Source organism: Psychromicrobium xiongbiense, assembly GCF_030271165.1.
Taxonomy (GTDB): Bacteria; Actinomycetota; Actinomycetes; order Actinomycetales; family Micrococcaceae; genus Renibacterium; species Renibacterium xiongbiense.
Genome location: NZ_JASSZH010000006.1, coordinates 1 through 25286, shown reverse-complemented (window position 1 = coordinate 25286; position 25286 = coordinate 1). Strand labels below are relative to the sequence as shown.

General features: G+C 64.9%; 18 protein-coding genes and 1 pseudogene. 11 read left to right on the top strand and 8 right to left on the bottom strand.

Annotation, left to right across the window (positions count from 1 at the left end; genetic code table 11):
* The first annotated feature begins 116 nt into the window (after nt 1–116).
* Both metK and QQM37_RS02295 read left to right on the top strand, forming a co-directional pair.
* Nucleotides 117–1328 (top strand): methionine adenosyltransferase, encoded by a 1212-nt coding sequence (gene metK / locus QQM37_RS02300; protein WP_285724613.1) that lies wholly within the window; start codon nt 117–119, stop codon nt 1326–1328.
* A gap of 111 nt (nt 1329–1439) precedes the next feature.
* A complete protein-coding gene (locus tag QQM37_RS02295; RefSeq protein WP_285724611.1) occupies nt 1440–3554 on the top strand; it encodes a primosomal protein N' in 2115 nt (704 codons plus the stop codon).
* A 31-nt stretch (nt 3555–3585) separates the two neighbouring features.
* On the opposite strand, the gene QQM37_RS02290 is transcribed toward QQM37_RS02295, so the two are convergent.
* Genes QQM37_RS02290 through QQM37_RS02275 form a run of 4 tightly spaced genes read right to left on the bottom strand, consistent with a single transcriptional unit; the run spans nt 3586 to nt 7423 of the window.
* On the bottom strand, nt 3586–4671 hold the full coding sequence (locus QQM37_RS02290; RefSeq protein WP_285724609.1) for a glycosyltransferase family 4 protein: 1086 nt from the start codon (nt 4669–4671) through the stop codon (nt 3586–3588).
* Nucleotides 4668–5624: an alpha/beta fold hydrolase gene (locus tag QQM37_RS02285; protein ID WP_285724607.1), complete on the bottom strand. Its 957-nt coding sequence runs from the start codon at nt 5622–5624 to the stop codon at nt 4668–4670. The genes QQM37_RS02290 and QQM37_RS02285 overlap by 4 nt, the downstream gene beginning before the upstream one ends.
* Entirely contained in the window at nt 5621–6442 is an 822-nt protein-coding gene (locus tag QQM37_RS02280; RefSeq protein ID WP_285724605.1) for an aldo/keto reductase, read from the bottom strand. Before QQM37_RS02280 ends, QQM37_RS02285 begins: the two co-directional genes overlap by 4 nt.
* An 18-nt stretch (nt 6443–6460) precedes the next feature.
* Entirely contained in the window at nt 6461–7423 is a 963-nt protein-coding gene (locus QQM37_RS02275; protein ID WP_285724603.1) for a sugar-binding transcriptional regulator, read from the bottom strand.
* 156 nt (nt 7424–7579) lie between these two features.
* On the opposite strand from QQM37_RS02275, the gene QQM37_RS02270 reads away from it, so the two are divergent.
* From QQM37_RS02270 to glpK, 3 genes are all read left to right on the top strand, one after another.
* Nucleotides 7580–9370, top strand: a complete 1791-nt coding sequence (locus QQM37_RS02270) for a glycerol-3-phosphate dehydrogenase/oxidase (RefSeq protein ID WP_285724602.1) — start codon at nt 7580–7582, stop codon at nt 9368–9370.
* 99 nt (nt 9371–9469) lie between these two features.
* Nucleotides 9470–10222, top strand: a complete 753-nt coding sequence (locus QQM37_RS02265; RefSeq protein ID WP_285724638.1) for an MIP/aquaporin family protein — start codon at nt 9470–9472, stop codon at nt 10220–10222.
* Between the two features lie 57 nt (nt 10223–10279).
* Complete coding sequence (glpK, locus tag QQM37_RS02260) at nt 10280–11794, top strand: glycerol kinase GlpK (protein ID WP_285724601.1); 1515 nt, start codon at nt 10280–10282, stop codon at nt 11792–11794.
* A gap of 109 nt (nt 11795–11903) precedes the next feature.
* On the opposite strand, the gene QQM37_RS02255 is transcribed toward glpK, so the two are convergent.
* From QQM37_RS02255 to QQM37_RS14405, 3 genes and pseudogenes are all read right to left on the bottom strand, one after another.
* Nucleotides 11904–12308, bottom strand: coding sequence for an FAD-dependent oxidoreductase (locus QQM37_RS02255; RefSeq protein ID WP_285724599.1), 405 nt, complete (start codon nt 12306–12308; stop codon nt 11904–11906).
* Nucleotides 12309–12423: 115 nt separating this feature from the next.
* Nucleotides 12424–12642 carry a hypothetical protein gene (locus QQM37_RS14410; protein ID WP_337250230.1) on the bottom strand — a complete coding sequence of 73 codons (219 nt, stop codon included), beginning with the start codon at nt 12640–12642 and terminating at the stop codon, nt 12424–12426.
* A 106-nt stretch (nt 12643–12748) separates the two neighbouring features.
* A pseudogene (locus tag QQM37_RS14405) lies at nt 12749–12967 on the bottom strand (FAD-dependent oxidoreductase); the annotation flags it as partial.
* A 172-nt stretch (nt 12968–13139) separates the two neighbouring features.
* Here QQM37_RS14405 and QQM37_RS02240 point away from each other — a divergent pair.
* Entirely contained in the window at nt 13140–13823 is a 684-nt protein-coding gene (locus QQM37_RS02240) for a class I SAM-dependent DNA methyltransferase (protein ID WP_285724597.1), read from the top strand.
* A 26-nt stretch (nt 13824–13849) separates the two neighbouring features.
* Here QQM37_RS02240 and QQM37_RS02235 read toward each other — a convergent pair whose 3' ends face one another.
* Nucleotides 13850–17383 carry a bifunctional proline dehydrogenase/L-glutamate gamma-semialdehyde dehydrogenase gene (locus QQM37_RS02235; RefSeq protein WP_285724595.1) on the bottom strand — a complete coding sequence of 1178 codons (3534 nt, stop codon included), beginning with the start codon at nt 17381–17383 and terminating at the stop codon, nt 13850–13852.
* 347 nt (nt 17384–17730) lie between these two features.
* Here QQM37_RS02235 and leuS point away from each other — a divergent pair, with 347 nt between their 5' ends.
* From leuS to holA, 5 genes are read left to right on the top strand one after another with little or no spacing between them, the layout of a single operon-like run.
* The gene (gene leuS, locus QQM37_RS02230) at nt 17731–20232 is read left to right on the top strand and encodes a leucine--tRNA ligase (RefSeq protein WP_285724634.1); all 2502 of its coding nucleotides are present in this window, start codon (nt 17731–17733) and stop codon (nt 20230–20232) included.
* A 27-nt stretch (nt 20233–20259) separates the two neighbouring features.
* Nucleotides 20260–21246: a DegV family protein gene (locus tag QQM37_RS02225; protein WP_285724594.1), complete on the top strand. Its 987-nt coding sequence runs from the start codon at nt 20260–20262 to the stop codon at nt 21244–21246.
* Between the two features lie 49 nt (nt 21247–21295).
* Nucleotides 21296–22162, top strand: a complete 867-nt coding sequence (locus tag QQM37_RS02220; protein ID WP_285724592.1) for a ComEA family DNA-binding protein — start codon at nt 21296–21298, stop codon at nt 22160–22162.
* On the top strand, nt 22159–24099 hold the full coding sequence (locus QQM37_RS02215; protein WP_285724590.1) for a ComEC/Rec2 family competence protein: 1941 nt from the start codon (nt 22159–22161) through the stop codon (nt 24097–24099). Before QQM37_RS02220 ends, QQM37_RS02215 begins: the two co-directional genes overlap by 4 nt.
* 55 nt (nt 24100–24154) lie before the next feature.
* Complete coding sequence (gene holA, locus QQM37_RS02210; RefSeq protein WP_285724588.1) at nt 24155–25207, top strand: DNA polymerase III subunit delta; 1053 nt, start codon at nt 24155–24157, stop codon at nt 25205–25207.
* Nucleotides 25208–25286 lie beyond the last annotated feature (79 nt).

Below are 25286 nucleotides of genomic sequence, written 5' to 3'. Positions count from 1 at the left end.
AGACGGGTCGATCGGATCAGTCTCCCGCCGGACAAACTGAGTATGACCATGAATAACTGTGACAGTGCGCATCTGGGGGCTCCGGCCCACGGAAGCGAGGGAAGTAGAGTAACCACGTGAAATCAACACCGGATGAGCAGCAGTCGCTGAGGCTTTTCACCTCGGAATCGGTCACCGAGGGGCATCCGGACAAGATTTGTGACCAGATCAGTGATGCGATTCTGGATGCCCTGCTCGCTGAGGACCCCAATTCCCGCGTCGCAGTGGAGACGATGGCCACCACCGGACTGGTGCACGTGGCGGGCGAGGTCACCACCGAGGCCTATGTGGAGATCCCGCAGATCGTCCGCAACACCATCCTGAACATCGGCTACGACTCCTCGGCCAATGGCTTCGATGGCGCCCGGTGCGGGGTATCGGTCTCGATCGGGCAGCAGTCCCCGGACATCTTTGAGGGCGTCTTCCATTCGCTGGAGGCCCGCGAGGGAAGCACCGATCTCTACGATCTACAGGGCGCCGGAGACCAGGGTCTGATGTTCGGCTATGCCTCGGATGAGACTGCCACCCTGATGCCGACGCCTATTTTCCTGGCGCACCGCCTCTCCGAGCGGCTGTCCGAGGTGCGCAAGAGCGGCGAACTGGCCTATCTTCGCCCCGATGGCAAGACCCAGGTCACCATCGGCTACGATGGCGACCGGCCGGTCAGCGTTGAGACGGTCGTCATCTCCAGCCAGCACGCCGAAGGTGCCTCGCTCGATCAGCTGCGAGCCGATCTGGCCGAGGTGGTGATTGCCCCGGTACTCGCCGAATCCGGTCTGGACCTGTCCAGCACCCGCAACATCCTCAACCCGGCCGGCCCGTTCGTCGTGGGCGGACCGGTGGGCGATGCCGGGCTGACCGGACGCAAGATCATCGTGGACACCTATGGTGGAATGGCCCGGCACGGTGGCGGAGCCTTCTCCGGCAAGGATCCGTCGAAGGTTGACCGCTCGGCAGCCTACGCGATGCGCTGGGTGGCCAAGAACGTGGTCGCCGCGGGTCTGGCCAAACGAGCGGAGATCCAGGTGGCCTACGCCATCGGCCAAGCACGCCCGGTGGGGACCTACGTGGAAACCTTCGGCACCGAAACCGTGGATCCACAACAGATCAGCAATGCCATCCGCGAGATCTTCGATCTGCGTCCCCAGGCGATCATTCGCGACCTCGATCTGCTACGGCCGATCTATGCCAAAACGGCAGCCCACGGCCACTTCGGCCGCGAAGAGCCTGACTTCACCTGGGAGCGTCTGGACCGGGTAGAAGCACTCCGCAGCTACTTCGGGGCCTGAGCGCCCAGCTGCTGACGCCTGTGGACGAGCGCCGGTGAGGCGCTCCGGGAAAACTGTCGGTGCCCGGATCTACGCTGGAGGCCCTCAGGATGAGCGCAGAAGGAGGCGATGATGAGCAGGATCGCCGAGCAGGATGCCCTGATTGACCTCGGTCCGTCTCCATCGGCTGCCGGGCCTGAGAAGCCTGAGATCGCCAACAGCGTCGCCCAGGTGCTGATCGAATCTCCCCTGCCTCATCTTGACCGACTGTTCGACTATCGGGTCACCGCTGATCTGGATGCCGAGGCACAACCCGGTGTGCGGGTCAAGGTGTGGTTTGCCGGGCGCGAACTTCCTGGTTTTCTGGTGTCCCGTTCGGAGAGGTCCAGTACGAGCCGCACCTTGAGTCCGTTGCGCAAGGTGGTCAGTGCGGTGCCTGTGCTTCAGCCGGAGATTCTGGCTTTGGTGCAGGCGGTGGCGGAACGTTATGCCGGTGTGCGAGCCGACATCCTGCGCAGTGCCATACCGCCGAGAGTGGCCAAGCTGGACAAGGATTTTCTCTCCCGGGATGAAGCGCCGGACGCCGCTGAGACCCCCGTGGCCCTGGAGCCTGCAGTTTTTGAAGGATACGAACGGGCCGGAGCCTTCCTGGACCATCTGGCGGGCGGCGGCTCTCCTCGTGCGGCGCTGAGCTCCCTGCAGGGATACGGCGCACGCTCCTGGGCACACCAGCTGACTCAGGCGGTGGCGGCCACCGCTCTGAGTGGGCGGGGCGCCATCGTGGTCCTGCCGAACCAGCGCGACCTCGATCAGCTCTCGACCGTGATGGCGGAGGCGTTGGGGCCGGAGAGCTTCGCGGTCCTCAGCGCCGATGACGGACCCACCGCCCGCTACCGGAGCTTTCTGAGCCTGCTGTCCGGGCGGCGGAGAATCGCTCTGGGCACCCGGTCAGCAGCGTTTGCGCCGGTACGGGATCTGGGACTGGTCTGCTGCTGGGATGATGGCGACGACGTCCTGATTGAACGCCGCGCCCCCTACCAGCATGCCCGGGAGGTCCTGCTGCTCCGGGCCAGGTTGCAAGGCACAGCGGTACTACTGGCTGGCTTCACCCGCAGCACGGAGACTCAGCGGCTGGTGGAATCGGGGTGGCTGCAGGCGTTGACTCCGGCCCGGAGTATCGCGCGGATCGTGACCCCGCGAGTGGTCAGCAGCCGGGACAGCTTTGAACTCTCCAGGGACCCTCTGGCGGCCAGCGCACGGCTGCCTGAACGCGCCTGGCGTGCTGCCCAGGACGGCTTGCGTGAAGGGCCGGTGCTGGTTCAGGTGGCTAGGGGCGGCTATCTGGCCAGCTTGCTCTGCCAACAGTGTCGAGAACCGGCCAGGTGCAGAGCCTGCCAGGGGCCGCTGTACCAGCCGGGACGCCATGATGCGCTGCGATGCCGGTGGTGCGCGCGGGTGGAGCCATCGTTCTGCTGCCCCCACTGCGGTGGCACGGTATTGCGCCGGGGGGTGCCCGGCGTCGCACGCACAGCCGAGGAGATCGGCCGCGCCTTCCCGCAGGTCCCGGTGGTTTCCTCAGCGGGTGACCACGTGAAAGCGACTGTTCCTGCCTCACCAGCACTGGTGGTGGCGACAGTGGGTGCCGAACCGGTGGCCGAGGGCGGTTACGCGGCGGCTCTGCTGCTGGACGGGGATTCGCTGCTGCGGCGGGAGAACCTGCGTGCTGGCGAGGAGACACTGCGCCGCTGGTTTGGTGCCGCTGCCCTGGTGCGTCCCGCCCGCGATGGCGGAGTGGTCGTCTTGACGGCAAGCCCCTCGCCGGCGGTAACAGCACTGGTGGGTTGGCAGCCTGAAGCCTGGGCAGAACGGGAACTGGCCCAGCGGGCCGAGGTGGGATTGCCCCCTGCCGTGCGTCTGGTGGCGCTGAGCGGAAGCCGTGAGGCTGTGAAGGCGTTCAGCACTCGTCTGGAGCTGCCCGCGGGCATCCGGCGGACCGGTCCGGTTCCGGTCGAATCATCCTGGCGCACGGAACAACAGCAGGGTGGCCAGCCGGAAGCCAGCAGCCGGATGCAGGAGAGTGAAGCGGCGGAATCCCTTATTGGCGAGCATTACCGTGATTTGCTCTTCGTTCCCTACGCCCAGGCTCAGCAGGTTCTGGAGCATATCCGGGCGCTGAAGGCGTCAATTTCGGCGGGAGGCCAGGGAGCTCCGGTGCAGGTGCGCTGCGATGGTGTGGATCTTCTGTAGCAGGAGGGCTCCGGTCGATCTGTCGAGGTGCTCAGCGACCGGATGTCTGAGCCAGCTCAGCGGCCTCCTGCGCAGCGGCCACCAGCTCCCGCGCTGAGGACTCCCAGCTGTACGTGGCAGCCTGCTCCAACGAGGCGGCCGAACGTTTACGCCAGACACCCGGCTCGCTGAGCGTACGTACGGCGGCAGCAAAGGCCTGTGGACTGTCCGGGTCAGCGTAGAGCGCGGCCTCGCCGCCCACTTCCCGGAAGATCTCGGTATCCGCCACCACGACCGGGGTGCCGAGCGTCATCGATTCGACCAGTGGCAGCCCGTACCCTTCGGCCTTGGACAGCGTGACCAGAGCCGTCGCCCGGCGGACCAGATTGTCGTATTCGTCATCGGTGACGCCGTTATGGAACACCACCGTGGCCCCGGCAGGTATGAGCGGCTCCAGTTCTGCGCGGCGCTCCGGTGTGATGCGGGAGAGCAGATGCAGGCTCAGACCCGGCAACTCTGCCATCGCGCGGATCATGGTCTCGACATTTTTGTAGGGCATGAAGGAACCCATGTAGACCAGCATCGGCTCCGGGGCACGCTCAGGTTCCCGCGGCTGTTTGCCCGGCTGCGGTGCGTTTCCCACTATCCGCAGCGGACGGCGGGTCAGCCGGAATTCTTCGATCAGACGCTTGGAGGTGCGGGAGATCGTCGCCACGATGTCCGCGCGGTTGAGCAGCACCCGCTGCGGCCAGTAGGCGCGGTGGTAGAGCCGCCAGAGGATCCGAACCGGCAGCGGCAGGAATCCCGGCGGTTGCGGGTGCTGGTAGTAGATCAGGTCCTGCAGGGTCAGGATCAGCCCGTACTTCCGACCCCAGGACCCCATGGTCTGCAGGGGAGTGAAGACGGCATCGGGGGCCAGGGGATTGATTTTGCGAGCCACAAAGATTTCGAGTGGGGACAGCGGCGAATTGACCTTGACCCAGGGGAGGTCCGGTAACAGCGCAAGTTGCCGCTCATCGTTGATCAGCATGGTGACGTCGGCGAGCTTGGCGGTCGCCTCGATGAGGCTGGAGCCGTAGCGACTGATCCCGTCGTGGAAGTCGGTGCGAGTGAATCTGGCATCCATCACGATCTTCATGCGGCAGGCCCTTTCTGAACCAGCACCTCGCGCAGGAATCCACTGATCGCTGCGGCGGCGACTTCTGGCGTCTCGTAGTGGATCAGATGCCCGACGCCGTCAATGACCTCCAGCCGGGCGTCCGGCAGCTGAGGGAGCATCCTGCGCTGTGCGGAGGGCGGAGCGATTTCATCGCGCGAACCCGCGATCAGGAGCGTCGGCAGCTCCAGCTGGCTGGCCACCTGAGCGACGGTGCCGGCAATGGAGGCTCGGAAGGATTCCAGCAGCATGTCCCGGCTGGCGAAATCGCTGAAGTAGGCCTGATGCTGGCCGTGGATAAAGCGCAGGAGTTCAGGGTCCCGGGTCTTGGCCATGCTGACACTCATGATCTGGACGATGGCGGGACTGCGCAGCAGAGCCTGACCCGCTCGTTCCGGGAGCCTGGCACAGGCCCAGTAGTAGAACTGGGCCAGTTTGGTCAGCACGCCTTTAGGCCCTTCCAGCGCCGGGACTGCGATCGGGTTGACCAGGATCAGCGCGGCGAAGCGGTCCGGCAGCCCGGCTGCCAGGTGGCTGGCCACAATCGAGCCGAAAGAATGGCCCAGCAACACCTGGTGGTGATCCAGGCCCATCGCATCGCAGAAGGCTGCAATGGTCTGGGCGTAGGCTGCCACGGTGTGCTCGCGGTCCGGGTAGGCGGGGCTCGACCCAAACCCGGGAAGATCGGGGGCCAGGAACCGGTACTGTGGCATGGCCTCCACCACCCGGGCCAGGCCGTGGTGTTCACCCCGGAAACCATGAACCAGCACGATGGTGGTGGGCTCGACCCGATCGGCCCCAGCGGCTCCGGCGGATGCCGAGTACTCCCAGTAGTGCAGCGTTGTTCCGTCCACGTCCAGGGCATGGGTGCTTTCCCGCGTGCCGAACTGCGGCAGATACTGGTGAGGCCCCGGTGTTTTCTGTGCTGTGCTCATGCGACGTTCCGGGGGTCGGAGCCGACGCGCTTGCCTTGGTCCAGGGATGCCATCGCCTCCATGATTTCGGCGCTGAGCGATGCCGGTGGCAGATCAAAGTTTTCTCTCATCCGGGCTGTGCTGGAGGCCTTGGGAACGGCTGATATACCGCTGTCCCGCAGCCAGCAGAGCACGAGTTGCGCCGGGGTCAGCGCGCAGCTTTCGGCCAGAGCCATGACGGCCGGGTCCTGGAGTACCTGGCCGCGTGCCAGCGGGCTCCAGGCCTGGCTGGTCACGCCGTGTTCCTGATGGTAAGCACGCAATTCCTGCTGCTGCAGCCAGGGGTGGACCTCCACCTGGTTTACCGCAGGGAAGACCCCGGTAGCGTCGGCAAGTCGGTCCAGATGCTCAGGCAGAAAGTTACTGACACCGACCTGACGAACCTGGCCGGTCTCCGGCAGTGTCAGAAGAGCTTCCCAGGTCTGTACGTACTCATCGCGACCGGGGCACGGCCAGTGGATGAGGTAGAGGTCCAGGTAGTCCAGGCCCAGCTTCTCCCGGCTCTCCTGAAAGGCCCGGAGGGCGGAGTCATACCCCTGCCGGTCATTCCACAGCTTGCTGGTGATGAACAGATCCTCTCTGCGCACCAGGCCGTCCGTGACCGCGCGGCGGACGGCGGCACCTACGCCTTCCTCGTTGCCGTACATAGCCGCAGTGTCCAGCAGCCTGTATCCCGTGACGATCGCTTGATACGCCAGTTCCTCGGCATCCTGGGGCGGAACTTTGTACAGGCCAAAACCCTGCAGTGGCAACTGGGGAGAGGGAGGGGTGACACTCATGCCTTCGACTTTACCGACTCAGGCGTCCAGTTCCACCAGACGCCGCGCTGTCGCCTGGTCCACGATCAGTTCGGTGACCAGACCGGCGGCCAGCGCACCCAGCAGGCCCTTGATTTTGGACGGACCGGAGACCACACAGATCCGTCGCCGGACTCGGCGCAGGAGGTCGAGTGGCGGGCCAGAGGTTCTACGGTTGAGCGGAATATCAGCGTCCGTCCCATCGGCGCGGAAAAACACGGTGGCGACATCGCCGGCCACCTGGTGTTCCTCAAGGCTCCGCAGATCGTCCTCGTCGAGATAGCCTCCGGCGTAGACATGACTGGGCACCTCGGCGTTGACCGAGCCGACGCTGAAGATGGCGATCGTCATTTTTGCCTGAAGCTCCAAGATGCGTCGGACGCTCCGCTCCTCCCACATGGCCTCCCGCGTCGTCTCCCGGTCAAAGAAGGTCGGTACCGGAAACTGCACGACCCGGGCTCCGTACGCATGACCGAAGCGGGAGAGGATCTCAGAGGCGTAGGCGATGCCGCTGGTACGGGTATTGCCGGCACCGTTGAGTTGCACAATGGTGCAGTCGTGGGTGGGTTTGGGCTGCAGATGCCGGCTCACCGCACTCAGGGTGGATCCCCAGGCGACGCCGACGACGGCATCGGAGTCGATCACCGGGCCGATGGTGCGCGCGGCCTGAAGGGCGACCCGGTCCAGGACCTCGCCCTCATTGAGAATGTCAGGGACCGGTACCACGTGGACTTCCACCCGGTAGCGGCTGCGGATGGCGCGCTCCAGCCCGGCCGCTCCCTCATGAGGGGTACGGATCTGAATCTGAACCAGGCCGGTGTCCCGGGCGGTGGCGAGCAGTCGGGAGACGGTCGAACGGGAGGTGTTCAACTCGCGGGCGATGGCGTCCATCGTCAGGTCCTGCAGGTAATACATTTGTGCAGCGCGGAGGGCTTCCGCAGCGGCAAACGAGCTGGTTCGCATAGAAGTTCCACTCCATTCTGCACGTATGTGCATTTATCTTGACTGTATTTTCATTTTCTTCCCAGAATAGTCCTAACGGTTGCCCTGAGAGACGGGCCGCCTGTTTTTCATGTTTTGTGAAGACCACCCCATCAACGGCGCAGGAAGGTTCTTTTCATGTCCAGCCACTCGGAGCACACCACCACTTCTGACTCTGCAGCCTCATCAGCTGTTCCGGTTCAGGGAGAGGTTCGGACAAGCGTTGAAGCGTTGAAGGACCGGCCCCGGGCTCAGGTGTTGATCATCGGAGGCGGGATCAATGGTGTGGGTACTTTCCGTGACCTGGCGCTGCAGGGAATCGACGTGGCGCTGGTGGAACGCGGCGACTACTGCCAGGGTGCCTCAGGCGCCTCCTCGCATATGATCCACGGCGGTATCCGGTACCTGGAGAATGGCGAGTTCCGTCTGGTGAAGGAATCCGTTGAGGAGCGCAATCGCCTGCTGAAGATCGCGCCGCACTATGTCAAGCCGCTGAAGACCACCATCCCGATCTTTTCCACCGTTTCCGGCGTGCTCTCGGCACCGATGCGCTTCCTGACCCACAAACAGGGCAAGCCGCAGGAGCGCGGTGCCCTCCTGATCAAACTGGGCCTGAGCCTCTATGACTCCTTCTCCCGTGATGGCGGTACTGTGCCCCGTCACCAGTTCGTCGGCCACAAGAAGGCGCTCGAGGAGCTGCCCCGGCTGCGCTCCGATGTGAAGTACGCGGCCACGTACTTTGATGCCTCGGTGCACAACCCGGAACGGCTGACCCTGGACGTGCTGCGCGATGGTGTGGCAGCAGGCACTGGCGAGGGTGCCGACCACACGGCCCGCCCCGCTAACTATGTTGCCGCCACGGCGTTCACCGATCACGGAGTGGAGCTGACCGACCAGCTCTCCGGTGAGACCTTCACCTTCGATGCCGAGGTGGTGGTCAACACCAGCGGCGCCTGGGTGGACCTGACCAATGAGGCGCTGGGCGCACCGACCTCCTTCATGGGCGGGACCAAGGGATCGCACATTGTGCTTGATTCCCCGGAGCTGTTGGCAGCCTGCGCGGGCCGTGAGATCTTCTTTGAGCACACCGACGGCCGGATCGTGCTGATCTACCCACTGGCCGACCGGGTCCTGGTGGGTACCACAGACATCAACGCGGATCCGCGTGTCTCCCCGGTCTGCACCGAAGAGGAAATCGAGTACTTCTTCGAGCTGGTCAACCATGTCTTCCCGGACGTATCCCTTGATCGTGAGCAGATCATCTACACCTTCTCCGGCATCCGGCCGCTGCCCAAGCACGATGACACCCAGCCTGGCTTCGTCTCCCGCGACTACCGGATCGAGCAGGCACAGCACCGCCAGGGGGAGCGGGATGTTCCCGTTCTGAGTCTGGTGGGCGGAAAGTGGACTACCTTCCGTGCGCTGAGCGAGCATCTCAGCAATGAGGTTTTGGCGTTGTTGGGTGCCTCACGCACCATTTCGACAGCAGAGCTGGCCATTGGCGGCGGCGTCGGATTCCCCCGGACCGATGCCGGGGTGGAGGAATGGATTACAGCGCACCAGACCAGCACGGTCGATGCCGCCCGGGCAGCAACTCTGCTGACTCGCTACGGAACCCGTGCCGACGACGTCATCGCTTTCCTGCAGACCGGCCCCGACGCGGTGCTGCATTCCACGCACGAGCTGAGCAGCCGGGAACTTCTTTACCTGGCGGAGCAGGAACAGATCGGCCACCTGATCGATGTCTTCATCCGGAGGACGTCCCTGGCGTTCCGCGGCCTGGTCAGTCGCGAACTGCTTGCGGAGACGGCGGAGATCCTTGCTGAGCCCCTGGGCTGGGATGCCGAGCGGGTTCGGTTCGAGCTCGAACACGCACAAAACGTCCTGGAACGGGATCACCTGGTCCAGGTACAGAACTTGATCGCCTGAACGGTCACGACCGCACGGGCCTGAGGGGAAGTCCCCTCATCAAGACACCGGGCCCACACCTGAGCCCGGTTCTCACTACATACTGAGGAGTCAATGACGATGAATCTTTGGGAGATTTTCCTCTCGGAGCTATTCGGCACTGCCATGCTGATCCTTCTGGGCACCGGCGTCGTCGCCAATGTTGCGCTCAAGGGCACTAAGGGCAATAACGGCGGTTTCCTGATGGTGACCTTCGGCTGGGGTATCGCCGTGTTTGCCGGCGTCTACGTTGCGTTCAAATCGGGTGCACACCTGAACCCTGCCGTCACGATCGGCGTGGCCATCAGCAATTCCATCAAGGGCAGCCATGAGTTCGTCAAGGGTGTTGACATCAACGCCGGAACCATCGCCCTGTACATTGGCGCACAGCTGCTAGGCGCGATCATCGGTGCGGTGCTGACCTGGCTCGCCTACAAGCAACACTTCGACGCGGAGCCGGTCGCCGCCAATAAGCTGGGCGTATTCTCCACCGGTCCGGCCATTCGCAGCTACGGCTGGAACCTCGTCACCGAGATCATCGGCACCTTCGTGCTGGTGTTCGTCATCATCATGTTCGGCAACACACCCAGTGGACTGGGCCCGCTGGCCGTCGCTCTGTTGGTCGTCGGCATCGGCGCTTCCCTGGGTGGACCTACCGGCTACGCCATCAACCCGGCCCGTGACCTCGGGCCGCGCATCGCCCATGCCCTGCTGCCCATCAAGGGCAAGGGCTCCAGTGACTGGGGCTACTCCTGGGTTCCCGTGGTGGGCCCGATCGTCGGTGGCGTTCTCGCTGCCGTCATCGCACCCGCAGTGAGCCTCTGGACCAAGTAGCAGCGACAGCATCACGTTCAGGCACCGACAATTCAGGCACAGACAAGGGAGTTTTTCATGCCGCAGTACATCATCGCCATTGACCAGGGGACCACGAGCAGCCGTGCGATCGTTTTCGACCACAGCGGCAACATCGTCTCCACCGGTCAGAAGGAACACGAGCAGATCTTTCCGAAGGCCGGCTGGGTTGAGCACAATCCGGTGGAGATCTGGGACAACACGCGTGAGGTCATCGGCGCGGCGCTGTCCAAGGCGAATCTGACCCGTCACGACATCGCCGCGGTCGGCATCACCAACCAGCGCGAAACCGCGGTGGTCTGGGACAAGACGACCGGCGAGCCGGTGTACAACGCCATTGTCTGGCAGGACACCCGCACGCAGGACATCGTGGACCAGCTCGCTGCCGATGGTGGCGTGGAGCGTTTCAAGGAGGTGGTTGGCCTGCCGCTGGCCACCTACTTCTCCGGCACCAAGATCAAGTGGATCCTGGACAATGTCGAGGGCGCACGCGCCAAAGCCGAGGCTGGCGACCTGATCTTCGGCAACACCGATTCCTGGATCACCTGGAACCTGACCGGCGGCGTCGACGGCGGCGTGCACATCACCGATGTCACGAATGCTTCCCGCACCCTGTTCATGGATCTGAAGACCCTCAGCTGGGACCAGTCGATCCTGGATGCCTTTGGTGTTCCAGCCTCGATGCTGCCCGAGATCAAGTCCTCCTCCGAGGTCTACGGCACAGTGCACACCTCGCAGTTGCTCCGTGAAGTTCCGGTGGCCGGCATCCTGGGCGACCAGCAGGCGGCCACCTTCGGTCAGGCGGCGTTCGAGGCTGGCGAGGCGAAGAACACCTACGGCACCGGTTGCTTCCTGATCTTCAATACCGGGGAGGAGATGGTTCATTCGCAGAATGGCCTGCTCACCACGGTGGGCTACAAACTGGGCACCGCACCGGCCCACTACGCGCTGGAAGGTTCCATCGCTGTAGCCGGTTCGCTGATTCAGTGGCTCCGCGACAACCTGGGCCTGATCTCTACCGCCCCGGAGGTTGAGGAACTGGCGGCTCAGGTGGAGGACAACGGTGGCGTGTATATCGTCCCCGCGTTCTCCGGTCTGTTCGCTCCCTACTGGCGCTCGGATGCCCGCGGCGCCATCGTCGGCATGACCCGGTATGTCAACCGCAACCACATCGCCCGTGCGGCGCTGGAGGCCACCGCCTTCCAGACCCGCGAGGTGCTCGATGCCGTCAACGCGGATTCCGGTGTTCCGCTGACCGAACTCAAGGTCGACGGCGGCATGGTGGCCAACGATGCGCTCATGCAGTTCCAGGCGGACATCCTGGGCGTTCCGGTCATCCGGCCGAAGGTCACCGAGACCACCGCGCTCGGTGCGGCTTATGCAGCCGGTCTGGCTGTTGGCTACTGGAACGATCTGGGGGAGCTTTCGGCCAACTGGGCCGAGGACAAGCGCTGGGAACCGCGGATGGATGAGGCTGAGCGTGCCCGTCAGCTGCGGCTCTGGAAGAAGGCCGTCACCAAGTCGATGGACTGGGTGGATGAGGACGTTCTCTAAGCAGACCGTTTGATCGCACGACCACTTCGCCACGAAGGGAGGGGTGGACCGCACCAGGTCCACCCCTCCCTTCGTCATAGGCGCGCTGACACGTAACAGCCGAATGACTTCAGGACCTGCGAGCGAGACGGCCAGGGTCCAGGAAGGCGATGTCGGTGTAGGTGGCCTCGCCGAGTGCGATTTGAGCGAGAAGCCCGCCGATTCCTGCAGCATGTTTAAAGCCGTGACCATGGTCACCGCCCGCTATCACGAGTCGGGAATCATCCCCTGAGCGGCCAACCAGGAACTGTCCGTCGGGGGAATTTGTCACCATACAGGTGGTGACCTTCGAGGGCTGAGGGTTGACCCTGGGGAAAGCGGTCGCAACCCACCGCGAGAGCTCCGCGATGTCCTTTTCCGGATGAATATACTGGTCGACTGTTTCCGGGTTGGTGTCTGTGAAATTCGTGCCGTCGTCTTCCATCCCGATCTTGATCGCGAAATCCTCGTCGAAGCCGTGTCCCCAGAGCGTCATGCCTTCGGGAAGCGTTCGGATGAACGACGGGAAGTTCTTGAGTGCATAGTTCGATCACGAAGGGTCCTTGGGTTCAAACCAGTAAAGGGGAGTGCATCGAGGGGTGAGCGGAAGATCAGGCAGGAGGCTGCCGCGCCTCAAAGGTGACCGTCGGCGTCCGGAGCCGCACGCCGTCTTCGGTGAAGACGATCTCGGTCACGCGTGTGAAGGGATAGACGTCCGCGCCGAGCGCTTGTGCGGCAGCTGTCTGCGCGCGGACGTTCCGCTCCGGATAACGGATGCCAGCCCCTGGGTCGAACACAGCAACGTCGTGCTTCCCGATATCGGAATACATCGGGAAGCGGGCCGTGAACTCTTCGTGGTTCAGCCGCTCCAGGGCCAGGTCGGCGGATCAGGGTCTGGCCGGTTTCGTTGCCTAGCGCCGTCCAGAGTTCGAGTGATTTCTTCGCGATCCGAGAAAGTCCGACGTGTTCCTGGCAGGCAATCCGGAAGAGGCGGGTGGCACCATGGGATGAGCCCTGATCATGACCGATGCCAAAACGCTCGATGCCGGCGACGTCGGCCCCGCGTGCGGCGAGCCTCCAGAGGGCGGCGGAGCCGAACGCGCCACGTCCGATGACGAGGATGTCTTTGCGAATGATGGAGGTCGTGGACGTCATGCTGCTGTCTCCTTGCGGGCTTTGAGCCTGTCGGCTTCGGTGATGTTGGTACGGAATCTGCCGGGAGCACCCGCTACGTACCTGGCCCTTGGGACAGTGGCCAGTCGGACAACCCATCAGGAACAGGCAGCCCAGGACGGTGCGGCGAGGAACGTCTGGCTACCATGGGTGGATGCCTGAAGCCGCCTGGATCCAGCAGACCCGCCAGTCCTACGATCGGGTTGCCGCGGATTATGCCGAGCTGCTGGCCGATGAGCTGGACAGCAAACCCTTCGACCGGGCCATACTCACCACCTTTGCGCAGATGTTGCCAGCCCCGGTGGCCGAGGTTCCCTCGGTGGTGGTCGACATCGGGTGCGGACCGGGCCGGATCGTCGGCTTTCTGGGCACTCTGGGTCTGGACCCACTCGGCATAGACCTCTCGCCCGCGATGATTGATCAGGCCAGGGCCCGTCATCCACAGTTTCGCTTTGAGGTCGGCTCGATGCTCAACCTGGAGTTGCCGGATTCATCGGTGGACGGGCTCCTCGCCTGGTATTCGATCATTCACCTCCCGCCTGCGGAATTGCCTGGCGCGATCGAGGAGTTTGCCCGGGTTCTGGCCCCAGGAGGCCTTGCCCTGCTGGCGTTCCAGGCGCGGGAACGTGATGTGCGTCTGGAACACGGTTATGGCCATTCCCTCCAATTGGACAACTTTGAGCGGCGCCCCGATCGAGTGGTGGAGTTGCTGGAGGCGGCAGGGCTGAGCCCTGAGATTCAGGCGCTCCGTGCTCCGGAAGGATGGGAAAAGACCCCACAGTCCTACCTGCTGGCGCGAAAAGGCCGGGGCCCGATATCGGACCCCGGCCTGGGTTGACGCCTTGAACTCAGAAGACGGTGAACTCAGAAGACGGTCATCGAGATATTATCCGGATTGCCAAAGCGGTGTGCGGTGATGGTCACGGCCTGTTCGCGTAGGAACGGTAGCATCTCCAGCCGACCGGCACCGGTCACCGTGCCGGAATACAGCGCGATATCCGGATTGCCCTCGCTTGCAGCCAGCAGCTGAGCTTCCGCCTGAGCGCGCCCTGCACCGATGAGCCGGACGCGGGCGGGAAGTTCCTCGGCGCAGCGTGCGGCCCAGTCCTGAGTGGACTCCACCCGCACCTGGGCACCCAGGCTGCTCAGAGCCTGTCTGAGAACCTCAGAGACGGCAGCGCTCAGTGAGACCCGGACGTCGGTTCCGGTCCGGTAGGCTGCTGCCGCCAGGCGGAAGACCTCCAGTTCAGAGGCGTCTTCGGCGCGAATTTCCGCCCGCATAGCTGCCGGCAAGGGCAGGTAGCGGAAGATGTTCCGTTCCACGCCGACCTGGCTCACGTCGACGGCCGCACCGAAGGTCGCTGCCCAGTACCTGGCGTCATCGGCGAGCGCCTTCCGAAGCTCCGCCAGTCCTTCTGTGGGCACCGACGACGCCAGCAGATCCAGCCCCTGTGCGATCTCCGGCAGCAACGCGAGCTCTGCGGAGTCGGGGTTCGCCTGATGCGGGACCGGTTCCCAGGAACCGAGGTGCAGCAGGTAGTTGGGGCCACCGGCTTTGGCCCCCGGACCCACCGCGGAGCGCTTCCAGCCACCGAAGGGCTGACGCTGCACAATCGCACCGGTGATACCGCGGTTGACATACAGGTTCCCTGCCTGGACCCGCTCCAGCCAGTACGCCAACTCCTGCGGATCCTGCGTGTGCAGGCCAGCAGTGAGTCCATAGGAGGGGGTGTTCTGCAGCTCAACGGCCTCTTCGAGGGTCCGCGCGGTCATGATGCCCAGCACCGGACCGAAAAATTCGGTGAGGTGGAAGTAGCTTCCCGGGAGAACACCGGTGCGGATACCGGGGGAGTAGAGACGCCCGGTCTCGTCCAGCGGCTGCGGGGCGAGCAGCCAGGATTCGCCTTCGCCCAGGGTGGTGAGCGCCGTCCTGAGTTTGCCGGACACCGATTCGATGAGCGGGCCCATATCGGTGCGGGCATCGTCGGGGAAGCCGACGATCAGCGAGGAGGCAGCATCGAGCAGCTGACGCCGGAAGCGCTCTGAGTCTGCCACCGAACCGACCAGGATGACCAGCGACGCCGCCGAGCACTTCTGCCCGGCATGGCCGAAGGCGGAGCGCACCACATCACGCGCCGCCAGATCCGGATCAGCGCTGGGCGTGATGATGATGGCGTTCTTCCCGCTGGTCTCGGCCAGCAGCGGCAGGTCTGCCCGCCAGCTACGGAAGAGCCGGGCCGTTTCATAGGCTCCGGTGAGAATGACCCGGTCCACCTGGGGATGGGCGATCAGCGACTGCCCCAGAGGCCCTTCCGGAGCGTCCGCCAGCTGGAGCACCTCGCGCGGCACCCCCGCCGCCCAGAGTGCCTCGACCACGACGGCGGCACAACGCCTGGCCTGCGGCGCCGGTTTGACCACCACGGAGCTTCCGGTGGCCAACGGCGCCAGAATGGACCCGGCAGTGATCGCGATCGGGAAGTTCCACGGCGGCGTGACCACGGTCAGCTGCACGGGTACGAAGCGCGCTCCATCGACCTTTTCCAGCTCTTCGGCCTGCAGTGCGTAGTAGTTGGCGAAGTCGACGGCCTCGCTGATCTCGACATCGCCCTCGGCCAGGGTCTTGCCGGTTTCTGAAGCTGCCACTTCGATCAGCTGGCCGCGGCGCTCCGAGAGCTCCCGGGCGGCCGCACGCAGGATCGCTGCCCGCTCACTGCCGCCACGCGCGGCCCAGTCCGGTGCAGCCGCGACCGCCGTGCGGACCAGTTCCTCCACCTGTTCCGGAGTGCTGATCTCACTCTGAGCAACCAGTTCCTCACCCAGACGGGAGCCGGGAACCTGCTCCAGCACTACGGCTGCCCAGTCCCTGATGGTGGGCAGGGAGGAATCGGAATCGGTGGCGTTGACGAATTCCCCGGGACCCGCGGCCGGGCTGCGGTCAATGCGCTGGACGCGATTGGCCTGCGGGACGTTCAAGTCCAGATCGGCTACCGAGGCCAGGAACCTGTCGGTTTCACGCTGCAGCAATTCCGGATTACTGCTGAGCTCGAACACTGCGGACATGAAGTTCTCCTGGCTCGCATTCTCCTCCAGCCGACGGATCAGGTAACTGATCGCGACATCGAACTGTTGCGGGTGCACCACCGGGGTGTAGAGCAGCAGCGAACCGACGTCGGCCCGGATGGCGTCCGCCTGTTCCGTGGCCATGCCGAGCAACATTTCGAACTCCACCCGGTCGCTGACTCCACGGGCCTGCGCCAGCAGATGAGCCAGCGCGATGTCGAAAAGATTGTGACCGGCAACGCCCAGGCGCACGGCGGCGGCATGCTCCGGGCGCAGCGCCCAGTCCAGGCAACGGAGGTAGTTCGTATCCGCCTCCTGCTTGGAGCCCACCGTGGCCAGCTCCCAGCCGTGCAGGGCGGCATCGACCTTCTCCATGGCCAGGTTTGCGCCTTTGACCAGCCGTACCTTGATCGGGGCACCTCCTTCCGCGAGCCGGGCGCTGGCCCAGGCGGTCAGATCCTGGAGCGCGCCGAGAGCGTCGGGAAGATAGGCCTGGAGCACGATGCCGGCCTCGAAGCCGTGAAGCTCCGGCCGTTCCAGCAGGCGTTTGAACACGGCGATGGTGAGATCGAGATCGTGGTACTCCTCCATATCCAGGTTGATGAACTTGGGGGTGGCTGAGGTGGCAGCCAACTCGTAGAGCGGATACAGCCGATCGACGATCTGGGTCACCGATTCCTCGAAGGCCCAGAGGTTGATCTGGGGCACCACCGAGGAGACCTTGATGGAGACATAGTCGACGTCATCGCGGGCGAGTAGATCGGTGGTGCCCTCCAGCCGGGCATCCGCCTCATGCTGGCCCAGCACCGCCTCGCCGAGCAGGTTGATGTTCAGCCGGGTGTGCGCCGAGCGAAGGCTGGCGATGGCGGCACCGAGCTGCGCCGGACGGGCGTCGACGATGAGGTGTGCGACCATGCTGCGCAGCACGGCCTGCGCCATCGGGACCACCACTTGGGGGAGGACCGGCGCTACCACACCGCCCAGCCGGGATGCGATTTTCAGATACCAGGGCAGGAAGGCCGGAGTGTCCCGGGCCAGTAGGGCCAGGTTATGTGCTGCGACGCTTCGGTCTTCGGGCCGGACGACCCGGTCGACGAAGCCCAGCGTGAAGTCCAGTCCCGATTGGTGCTTGAGCACCTGGGCGAGCAGCGCCGCTGATCGGGCGCCTGCGGCACGGGCACGTTGCTCAGAGCGGCTGCCCACCTCGCGCGAGTGCGAGGTGCGGGCGGCATCGGATTCTTTCAACCAGCGATGCACCAGATCGACTGCATTCCGGGCCAGATCCGCGGGCGGCGGATTTCCGGCGGAAAAGGTGTGGTTGTGTGGTTCAGTGATCATCGTGTTGACCTATTCACCTGATGGGCCAGATCCGCGCACTCGATGGCTGCGGATAGCCGATCGGCCGTGGGAGCATTCCTCCTCGGCATGAGCGTCGCGTGATACGCCCACCCTTAGGGTAACGCCTCGGCGCAGACCCGGAAGAATGACTCCGGATGCGCTAGAGTTGGTGAGATGCAGACCGTGCTTTTGCTTAGCTAGCCGCGCGTCACCTCCTTCAGGAGAACGTGCGGTGTACCCCTTGGATGGCGTTGTGACGCTGGCGAGGGGTTTTTGTTTGCGTACAGGATCGTCAGATGTCAAGGGAAGTGAGCCCAGCGGTGAGTCAGCAGGTCAACGAGAGCGCGATGACGGCTAGCGATGAGTCGTACGACGAGGGTGCTCCTCGCGGCTACGACCCGGCAGCGCTGGAAGCCAAGTGGCTGCCCCGCTGGGAGGCAGCCAGGCTCTTCGCTCCGCTCGACGACGGCTCCAAAGAGCGTCGCTTCGTCTGCGATATGTTCCCGTACCCCTCGGGCGACCTGCACATGGGCCATGCCGAGGCGTTCGCCATGGGCGACGTCGTCGCCCGCTACTGGAAGCTCAAGGGCTTCGATGTGCTGCACCCGATTGGCTGGGACTCCTTCGGTCTGCCGGCGGAGAACGCCGCCATCAAGCGCAATGCCCACCCCGCTGAGTGGACTTACACCAATATCGATACCCAGGCTGCCTCCTTCAAGCGCTACGCGATCAGCGTGGACTGGGATCGCCGCCTGCAGACTTCGGACCCGGACTACTACCGCTGGACGCAGTGGCTCTTCCTGCGCTTCTATGAGCGCGGGCTGGCGTACCGGAAGAATTCACCGGTCAACTGGTGCCCCAAGGACCAGACCGTGCTGGCCAATGAGCAGGTGGTCAACGGAGCCTGCGAGCGTTGCGGGACCGCGGTCACCAAGAAGAGCCTGAATCAGTGGTACTTCAAGATCACCGACTATGCGGACCGCCTGCTGGACGATATGGCACCGCTCAAGGGCCACTGGCCCGAGCGGGTGCTGGCCATGCAGCGGAACTGGATCGGTCGCTCCGAGGGCGCTCATATCGATTTCGAGATCGAGCCGGTGGCGGGCCAGGACGGTGGCGATCAGACCATCACCGTGTTCTCCACCCGCCCTGACACCCTGTTCGGCGCGACCTTCTTTGTCGTCGCTGCCGATGCCGCTCTGGCGGGTCAGCTGGTGACCGATGACCACCGGGTGGAACTGGAGGTGTACCAGGAGCAGGTCAGGCACCTCTCCGACATCGAACGCCAGACCACCGAGCGGGAGAAGACCGGCGTCTTCCTGGGCCGCTATGCGATCAACCCGATCAACGGCGAACGCCTGCCGATCTGGGCCGCCGACTATGTGCTGGCCGATTACGGCACCGGCGCAGTGATGGCCGTTCCAGCGCATGATCAGCGCGACCTCGACTTTGCGCGGGCCTTCGACCTGCCGGTGCGCGTGGTGGTGGCCAGTGAGGCCGACGACCCGGCTGAGACGGGAATCGCCATCGTCGGTGAGGGCGTCCTGGTGAATTCCGGGCCGCTCGACGGGCTGAGCAAGAGTGAGGCCATTCCGGCCGCCATCGCGCTGCTGACCGAGAGCGGCAGTGGCGAAAAGACCGTCAACTACCGGCTGCGCGACTGGCTGCTGAGTCGTCAGCGCTTCTGGGGCGCGCCGATTCCGATCATTCACTGCGCCGACTGTGGCGAGGTCCCGGTGCCGGATGATCAGCTCCCGGTGCGGTTGCCTGAGGATCTGCGCGGCGAGGAACTGGCGCCCAAGGGCACCTCCCCTCTGGCCTCAGTGCAGAACTGGGTCAATGTGACCTGCCCGCGGTGTGGTGGTCCGGCTCAGCGCGACACGGACACCATGGACACCTTCGTCGACTCCTCCTGGTACTTCCTGCGCTACACCTCGCCCGGTTTCACCGACGGTCCTTTCGATCCGGCCCGCGCCAACCAGTGGATGCCGGTGGGCCAGTATGTGGGCGGAGTGGAGCATGCCATTCTGCACCTGCTGTACAGCCGGTTCTTCGTCAAGGTGCTCCATGACATGGGCCTGCTGGAGACCGAGGAGCCGTTCAGCGCCCTGCTCAACCAGGGGCAGGTACTCAACGGTGGCAAGGCCATGAGCAAGTCCCTGGGTAATGGTGTGGATCTCTCACAGCAGCTGGATACCTTCGGCGTGGACGCCGTCCGGCTCACCATGATTTTCGCCTCACCGCCGGAGGACGACGTCGACTGGGCGGATGTTTCGCCCTCTGGTTCGGCCAAGTTCCTGGCGCGGGCCTGGCGGGTAGCGCAGGATGCCGCTGTGGAACCGAACACGGACCCGGCAGACCCCGCCTTGCGAGCACTGGTCCACCGCGCAGTGGCGGATTCCGCGGAGCTGCTCGACGCGCACAAGTTCAATGTGGTGATCGCCAAGCTCATGGAGCTGGTCAACGCGACCCGTAAGGTGATCGACAGCGGCGCCGGGGCGGCTAATCCTGCGGTGCATGAGGCTGCGGAGGCGCTGGCCATCATTCTCAGCCTCTTTGCCCCGTATATCGCGGACGAGATGTGGGAGGTCCTGGGACATGAGGACTTCGTGGCTCGTGCCAGCTGGCCGACAGTCGACGAGGCTCTGCTGGTCCAGTCGAGTGTGACCGCCGTCGTCCAGGTGCAGGGCAAGGTTCGCGAGCGCCTGGAGGTCCCGGCGGACATCACCGAGGAGGCGCTGCAGGAATTGGCGCTCGCCTCGGAGAACGTCCAGCGTGCGCTGGATGGCCGGGCCATTCGCACCGTGATTGTGCGGGCTCCCAAGCTGGTCAACATCGTCCCGGCCTGACCGTGAGCTGAACTGAGCTGAGCCTTCGTGGATACTCGTGCCTGGCTGCATCGCCTTCGGGAACGGCTGCGTGCTGTTCCCGAAGGCCACGGTCCGGCACGCCCGGCGACGGTTGTCCGGGTGGCAGTGGTGACGGATTCGGCCGCTTCGCTGTCCGTCGAAGTGCTTCATCGATATCCGGAAGGGCTGCTGACGGTGGTGCCCATGTCGGTGGTCGTCAACGGCACGGTTTACCGCGAGGGCGACGACGACCTGATGGAGCAGCTCAGTCTGGGACTGGCCGCGGGAATGCCTGTTACCACCTCGCGGCCGTCTCCGGGTCAGTTTGAGCGCGCCTACCGGGTTTTGGAGGAAGCAGGTTTTGCCGCCGTTCTCTCGATCCACCTCTCTGCGGAATTATCCGGCACAGTGGAGGCCGCGCGGCTGGCCGCTCAGCGCGTATCCATTCCCGTCTCAGTGTTGGACAGCCGCTCGGTGGGACCAGCACAAAGCCTGGCCGTCGAGGCCGCTCTTGAGGCAGCAGCGCGGGGCCTCGGGGTGGAGGAGATGGCTCTGCTGGCTGAGGAACGCCTGGCCGGTAGTAGCGTCCTGTTTTACGTCCCTTCGCTCGAGCAGTTGCGCCGTGGTGGTCGCCTGGGTGCCGCTGCATCCTGGCTGGGCACCGTGCTGGCCATCAAGCCTCTGCTGGCAATTGCGGACGGCAAAGTCGTCCCCTATGAACGGGTGCGCTCGGCTCCGCGCGCAATCGCCCGCCTGGAGGACATCATCAGCCAGCGGGTGGTTGCCGCCCGCACACCGGTCCGGGTGATCGTCCTGGGCTTCGGCAATGAGACTCAACGCGAAGAGTTCACTGCCAGGCTGGGGCGGAGGCTCGCTGCCGGAATCGAGTGTGAACACAGTACCGTTCCCGCCGTCATTGCTGCGCACGTCGGCCTCGGGGTTCTCGGGGTGGTTGTTGCCACTGCTCCTGCACAGCAGGGTATTTCCCGGGACTTCCTCACAACCGACGGCTAAGACAGCCCCGGCCCGAGGGCGTCCTGGCGCCTCGTCCTAGGCTCACTTCATGGCAGCTCGCAGGAAGCACCGCAGCGCAGAAGATCGCCTGGCGGCGTTGTTTCCTGAGATGCTGGCCCCCGCTGTCTCCGACCGTGAGGCCGCTGAAGAGGCTGATTCCGGGATGCGCGCTGCGGCCGACGACGCCCAGAGCGCACCTCCTGCTCCGTCCACAGGGCGCACCCGGTGGCGGTTGGGCCGATGGACGGTGATGGCGCTGGTGCTTGCTCTGCTACTGGGCGTCGGGGTCATCTGGTGGATGCGCGTGGCGGGGAGTTCTGCTGCCACGCCCGGTGGCCCCCGCGATGTCGCCGTCGGGGTACCGGCTCCGGGCAGCTCCGGGGCAAGCACCCCCGGGCCCGGTGACACCAGTCCTGGGGCTACGGAGGGGCAGGCCACAGTAGTGGTTCATGTGGCAGGTGCCGTGACCAACCCGGGAGTGGTCACCCTGCCCGAGCATTCACGGGTCTACCAGGCGATAGCGGCTGCGGGAGGGGCGACGCCTGAGGCTGCTCCTGGGACACTGAACCTTGCCGCAGTACTGACCGATGGTGAACAGATTCTGGTGCCGACCCAGGACCAGGTGGCTCGGGGCGAGGTCCCGTCAACCATGTCTCCCGGCGGCACGGGCGGCACTCCCGGTGCGGGAGGCTCCGGGAACTCTGGGAGCTCGGGGAATTCGGGGAAGAAGGTCAATCTGAACACCGCTGCGGTGGAGGAACTGGCCACGCTGCCGCGAGTTGGACCGGTGCTGGCGCAACGAATCGTCGACTGGCGCCAGCAGCATGGCAAGTTCCGCTCCGTGCAGGATCTCGACGCGGTTCCCGGCATCGGACCGAAGCTTCTTGAATCACTGACTCCGCTGGTCACCGTATGAGCGGGCCACGGCGTGGAGTTCCCTGGGAGACCTATCGACTCGCTGCGCTAAGGGGTGTTGTCGCCGAGCGAGTCACCAGGACCGCAGTCACCGGTGTGAAGGGCGACGACCGAGGCATCCTGCGGGCCCGGATCCCGCGGCCTCACGATCCGCTGGGTCGGTTACGGCGGCTCTGGGACCGGTCTACGGAGTCGCAGCGGGTGGAGCCGACGATGCGCTGGTCGGATGTCCGATTGGTACCTGCGGCGCTGTGCCTCTGGGCCGCCACGTGGTGTGGAACCCAGGGGCCTGACACCCTGGTGGTGGCAACAGTAGTGACCGCTGCCCTGGTGCTGGTCCTGACCGGGATCTGGGTGGCTGCCGCCCGGGCAAGCCGGTCCCGTCGGAGAAGACGTCGCACCGGCTGGAAGCCTCATCTGGTGGTGTGCTGCATCGCGGCTGCGGCAGCTCTGGGTTCCTCCGCCATCTGGCTTCAGGTCGGACGTCCCGCCGCGCTGGTGAACGCCATCGACGCTCAGGAGACCGTGACGGTTGACCTGGTCGTGGACCGGGATCCCGGACCGGCCAGCGGTACCGATCACTCCCTGAGCTTCTCCGCGACGGTGGTGGGCGGGAGGTTCGGCGCTGCGTCGTTGCCTGCGAATCTGCCCGTCCAGGTCCGTGCGGCGTCCGCCAGCGAGGTATGGCATTCTCTGACCCAGGGTTCGGTGGTTCAGGTGATTGCGAGGCTGAAACCTGCAGATCCGGGCCAGGAATATGCCGCCCGGCTCAGTCCTCAGTCGGCGCCGAGACTGCTATCCCCAGCACCCGTGCCATTGGCTTTTCTGAGCCAGGCCAGGCAAGCCTTCCGCGAGGGCGCCAGCGCCATCTGGGGGCAGAATTCCGCGGATGCCGCGGCGCTGTTGCCGGGCATGGTGCTGGGCGACCGGTCTGCTCAGGAGCCCACTCTGGACCAGGCCATGAAGCTGACCGGGCTGACGCATCTGACGGCGGTCTCCGGGAGCAACTGCACCCTGGTGGTCTTCTCGGTGCTCCTGCTGTTCCGGACGATGAGGGCCCAGCGGAAAGTCGCCGCTACCCTGGCGCTACTGGCACTCGGTGGTTTTGTTCTGGTGGTGGGGCCGGATCCGAGTGTGCTGCGCGCGGCGGTCATGGGTGCCCTAGGACTCCTTGCCCTGGGTTCCGGACGAGCTGGTCAGGGCCTGCCGCTGCTCAGTGCAGCGGTGATGCTGCTCCTGTTGAGTCAGCCCTGGCTCTCGCACAGCCTGGGTTTCATCCTGTCGGTGGCAGCCACCGCCGGATTGATGACCCTGGGCGTTCCGCTGCATCGGGCGTTGGCCCGCAGGCTTCCCGACTGGTTGGCTGCTGCCCTGGCTGTTCCGATTGCTGCCCAGTTGGCCTGTGCGCCACTGGTGGTGTTCGTTCAGCCCGCGCTGATGCCGTACTCACTCATCAGCAATGTGCTGGCAGATCCGGTGGTTGCCGCCTGCACCTTAGTAGGCATGCTCGGGCTGCTGGTCTGTTGCATTGCGCCTGTGCTTGGCGTTCCGCTGATCTGGCTCGCCGGCTGGGCTTCGGCCTGGGTGGGCATGGTGGCGCGATTTTTTGCAGGGCTGCCCGGTGCCGGAATTCCCTGGCCCGAGGGCTGGGCAGGCTTCGGGCTGATGACCGCCGTCAGTGCGCTCAGTGCAGCCCTGCTGCTGATCTGGTGCCGGAGCGCGGAGCTCCGTTTCTGGGTGGACCGGAATGCAGCGCCGTCAGCTCACCGCCATCGTCTGGCAGTCATCGCGCGCCTGCTCCAGGCAGCCGACCAGGCACCCGCGGTACTCTGGGCCCGATCCATGGTGCCCTGGACCATGATCACCGGACTCGCCGTTGGCCTGGGGTGCTTCTGTGGGGCGGCGATGGCCAGTCTCTGGTACGGACTGCCGCCCTGATCGGTGGCCATGGCGCGGGTTTCAGATTGTCTTACCACCATGACACAGTGGTGAGATGAGCAGTTCCGCCACGTCGTCCCGCAAAAGTCCGGCATCGGCAGCCGGCAAGTCGGCCCTCAAAGGGGCTGCGGCTGTGCCCGCTCAGCAGGCCTGGAGAGATCTTCCTCAGGGCCCCGTCATCCTGCTCCAGGGGTCGGAGGACTATTTGGCGCAGCGGACCTGGCAGCTCATCCGTGAGGCCGAGCGTCTGCGTAGCCCGGAGGGGGAGGTCCTGACCCTCGACGCCGCCACCCTGGGCCCCGGCGAGCTCATTGCTGCGACGAGCCCCTCGCTGTTCAGCGCTGAGAAGTTGATCCGGGTGCAGTCACTGGCTACGATGAGCGACGCCTTCCTGGCCGATGCCCTCGAGTACCTCAGCAGCCCGGCTCCTGAATGCATCCTGGTGCTGCAGCACAGCGGGGGAGTACGGGGGAAGAAGCTGCTCGATGCGCTCAAATCCGGTGGCGCTCCCGTGATTGACTGCCAGCCGCTCAAGAAGGATGCGGACAAGCTGGCTTTTGTCAGCGGAGAGTTTGCCCGGGCCCGCCGCCGAATTGACCCGGATGCGGCGCGTGCGCTGGTTGCTGCGGTGGGCGCCCAGCTGACCGAGCTGGCGGCTGCCTGCTCTCAGCTGCTCAGCGATGTCGAGGGCACCATCGAGCTGGGCACCGTGGAAAAGTATTACGGCGGCCGCGTGGAAGCCACAGCGTTCCGGGTGGCCGATGCCGCAGTGGCCGGCAATATTGCCGGAGCGCTCGGCAGCCTCCGGCATGCACTGTCCACCGGCATCGATCCGGTACCGCTCCTTGCAGCCTTGGCGATGAAGGTACGCTCGGTGGCCAAGGTCTACGGCGCGCGTGGTTCCTCCGCAGGACTGGCCAAGGAACTGGGCATGGCACCCTGGCAGATCGACCAGGCCCGCCGCGAAGCGGACCGCTGGTCGGAAGAGGGGCTCGCACGAGCGGTGGAAGCCATGGCGAGAGCAGATGCAGAGGTCAAAGGTGCGGCCCGTGATCCGATCTACGCGCTGGAACGTGCCGTCACCGTGGTGGCCCAGGCCGCACGCTGAGCACCCTTGCGCAGCGGTGCGCTTCTGGGTTCAGAACCCGTTAAACCAGCGTGGGCCGGGTCAAAAGACCCGGCCCTCG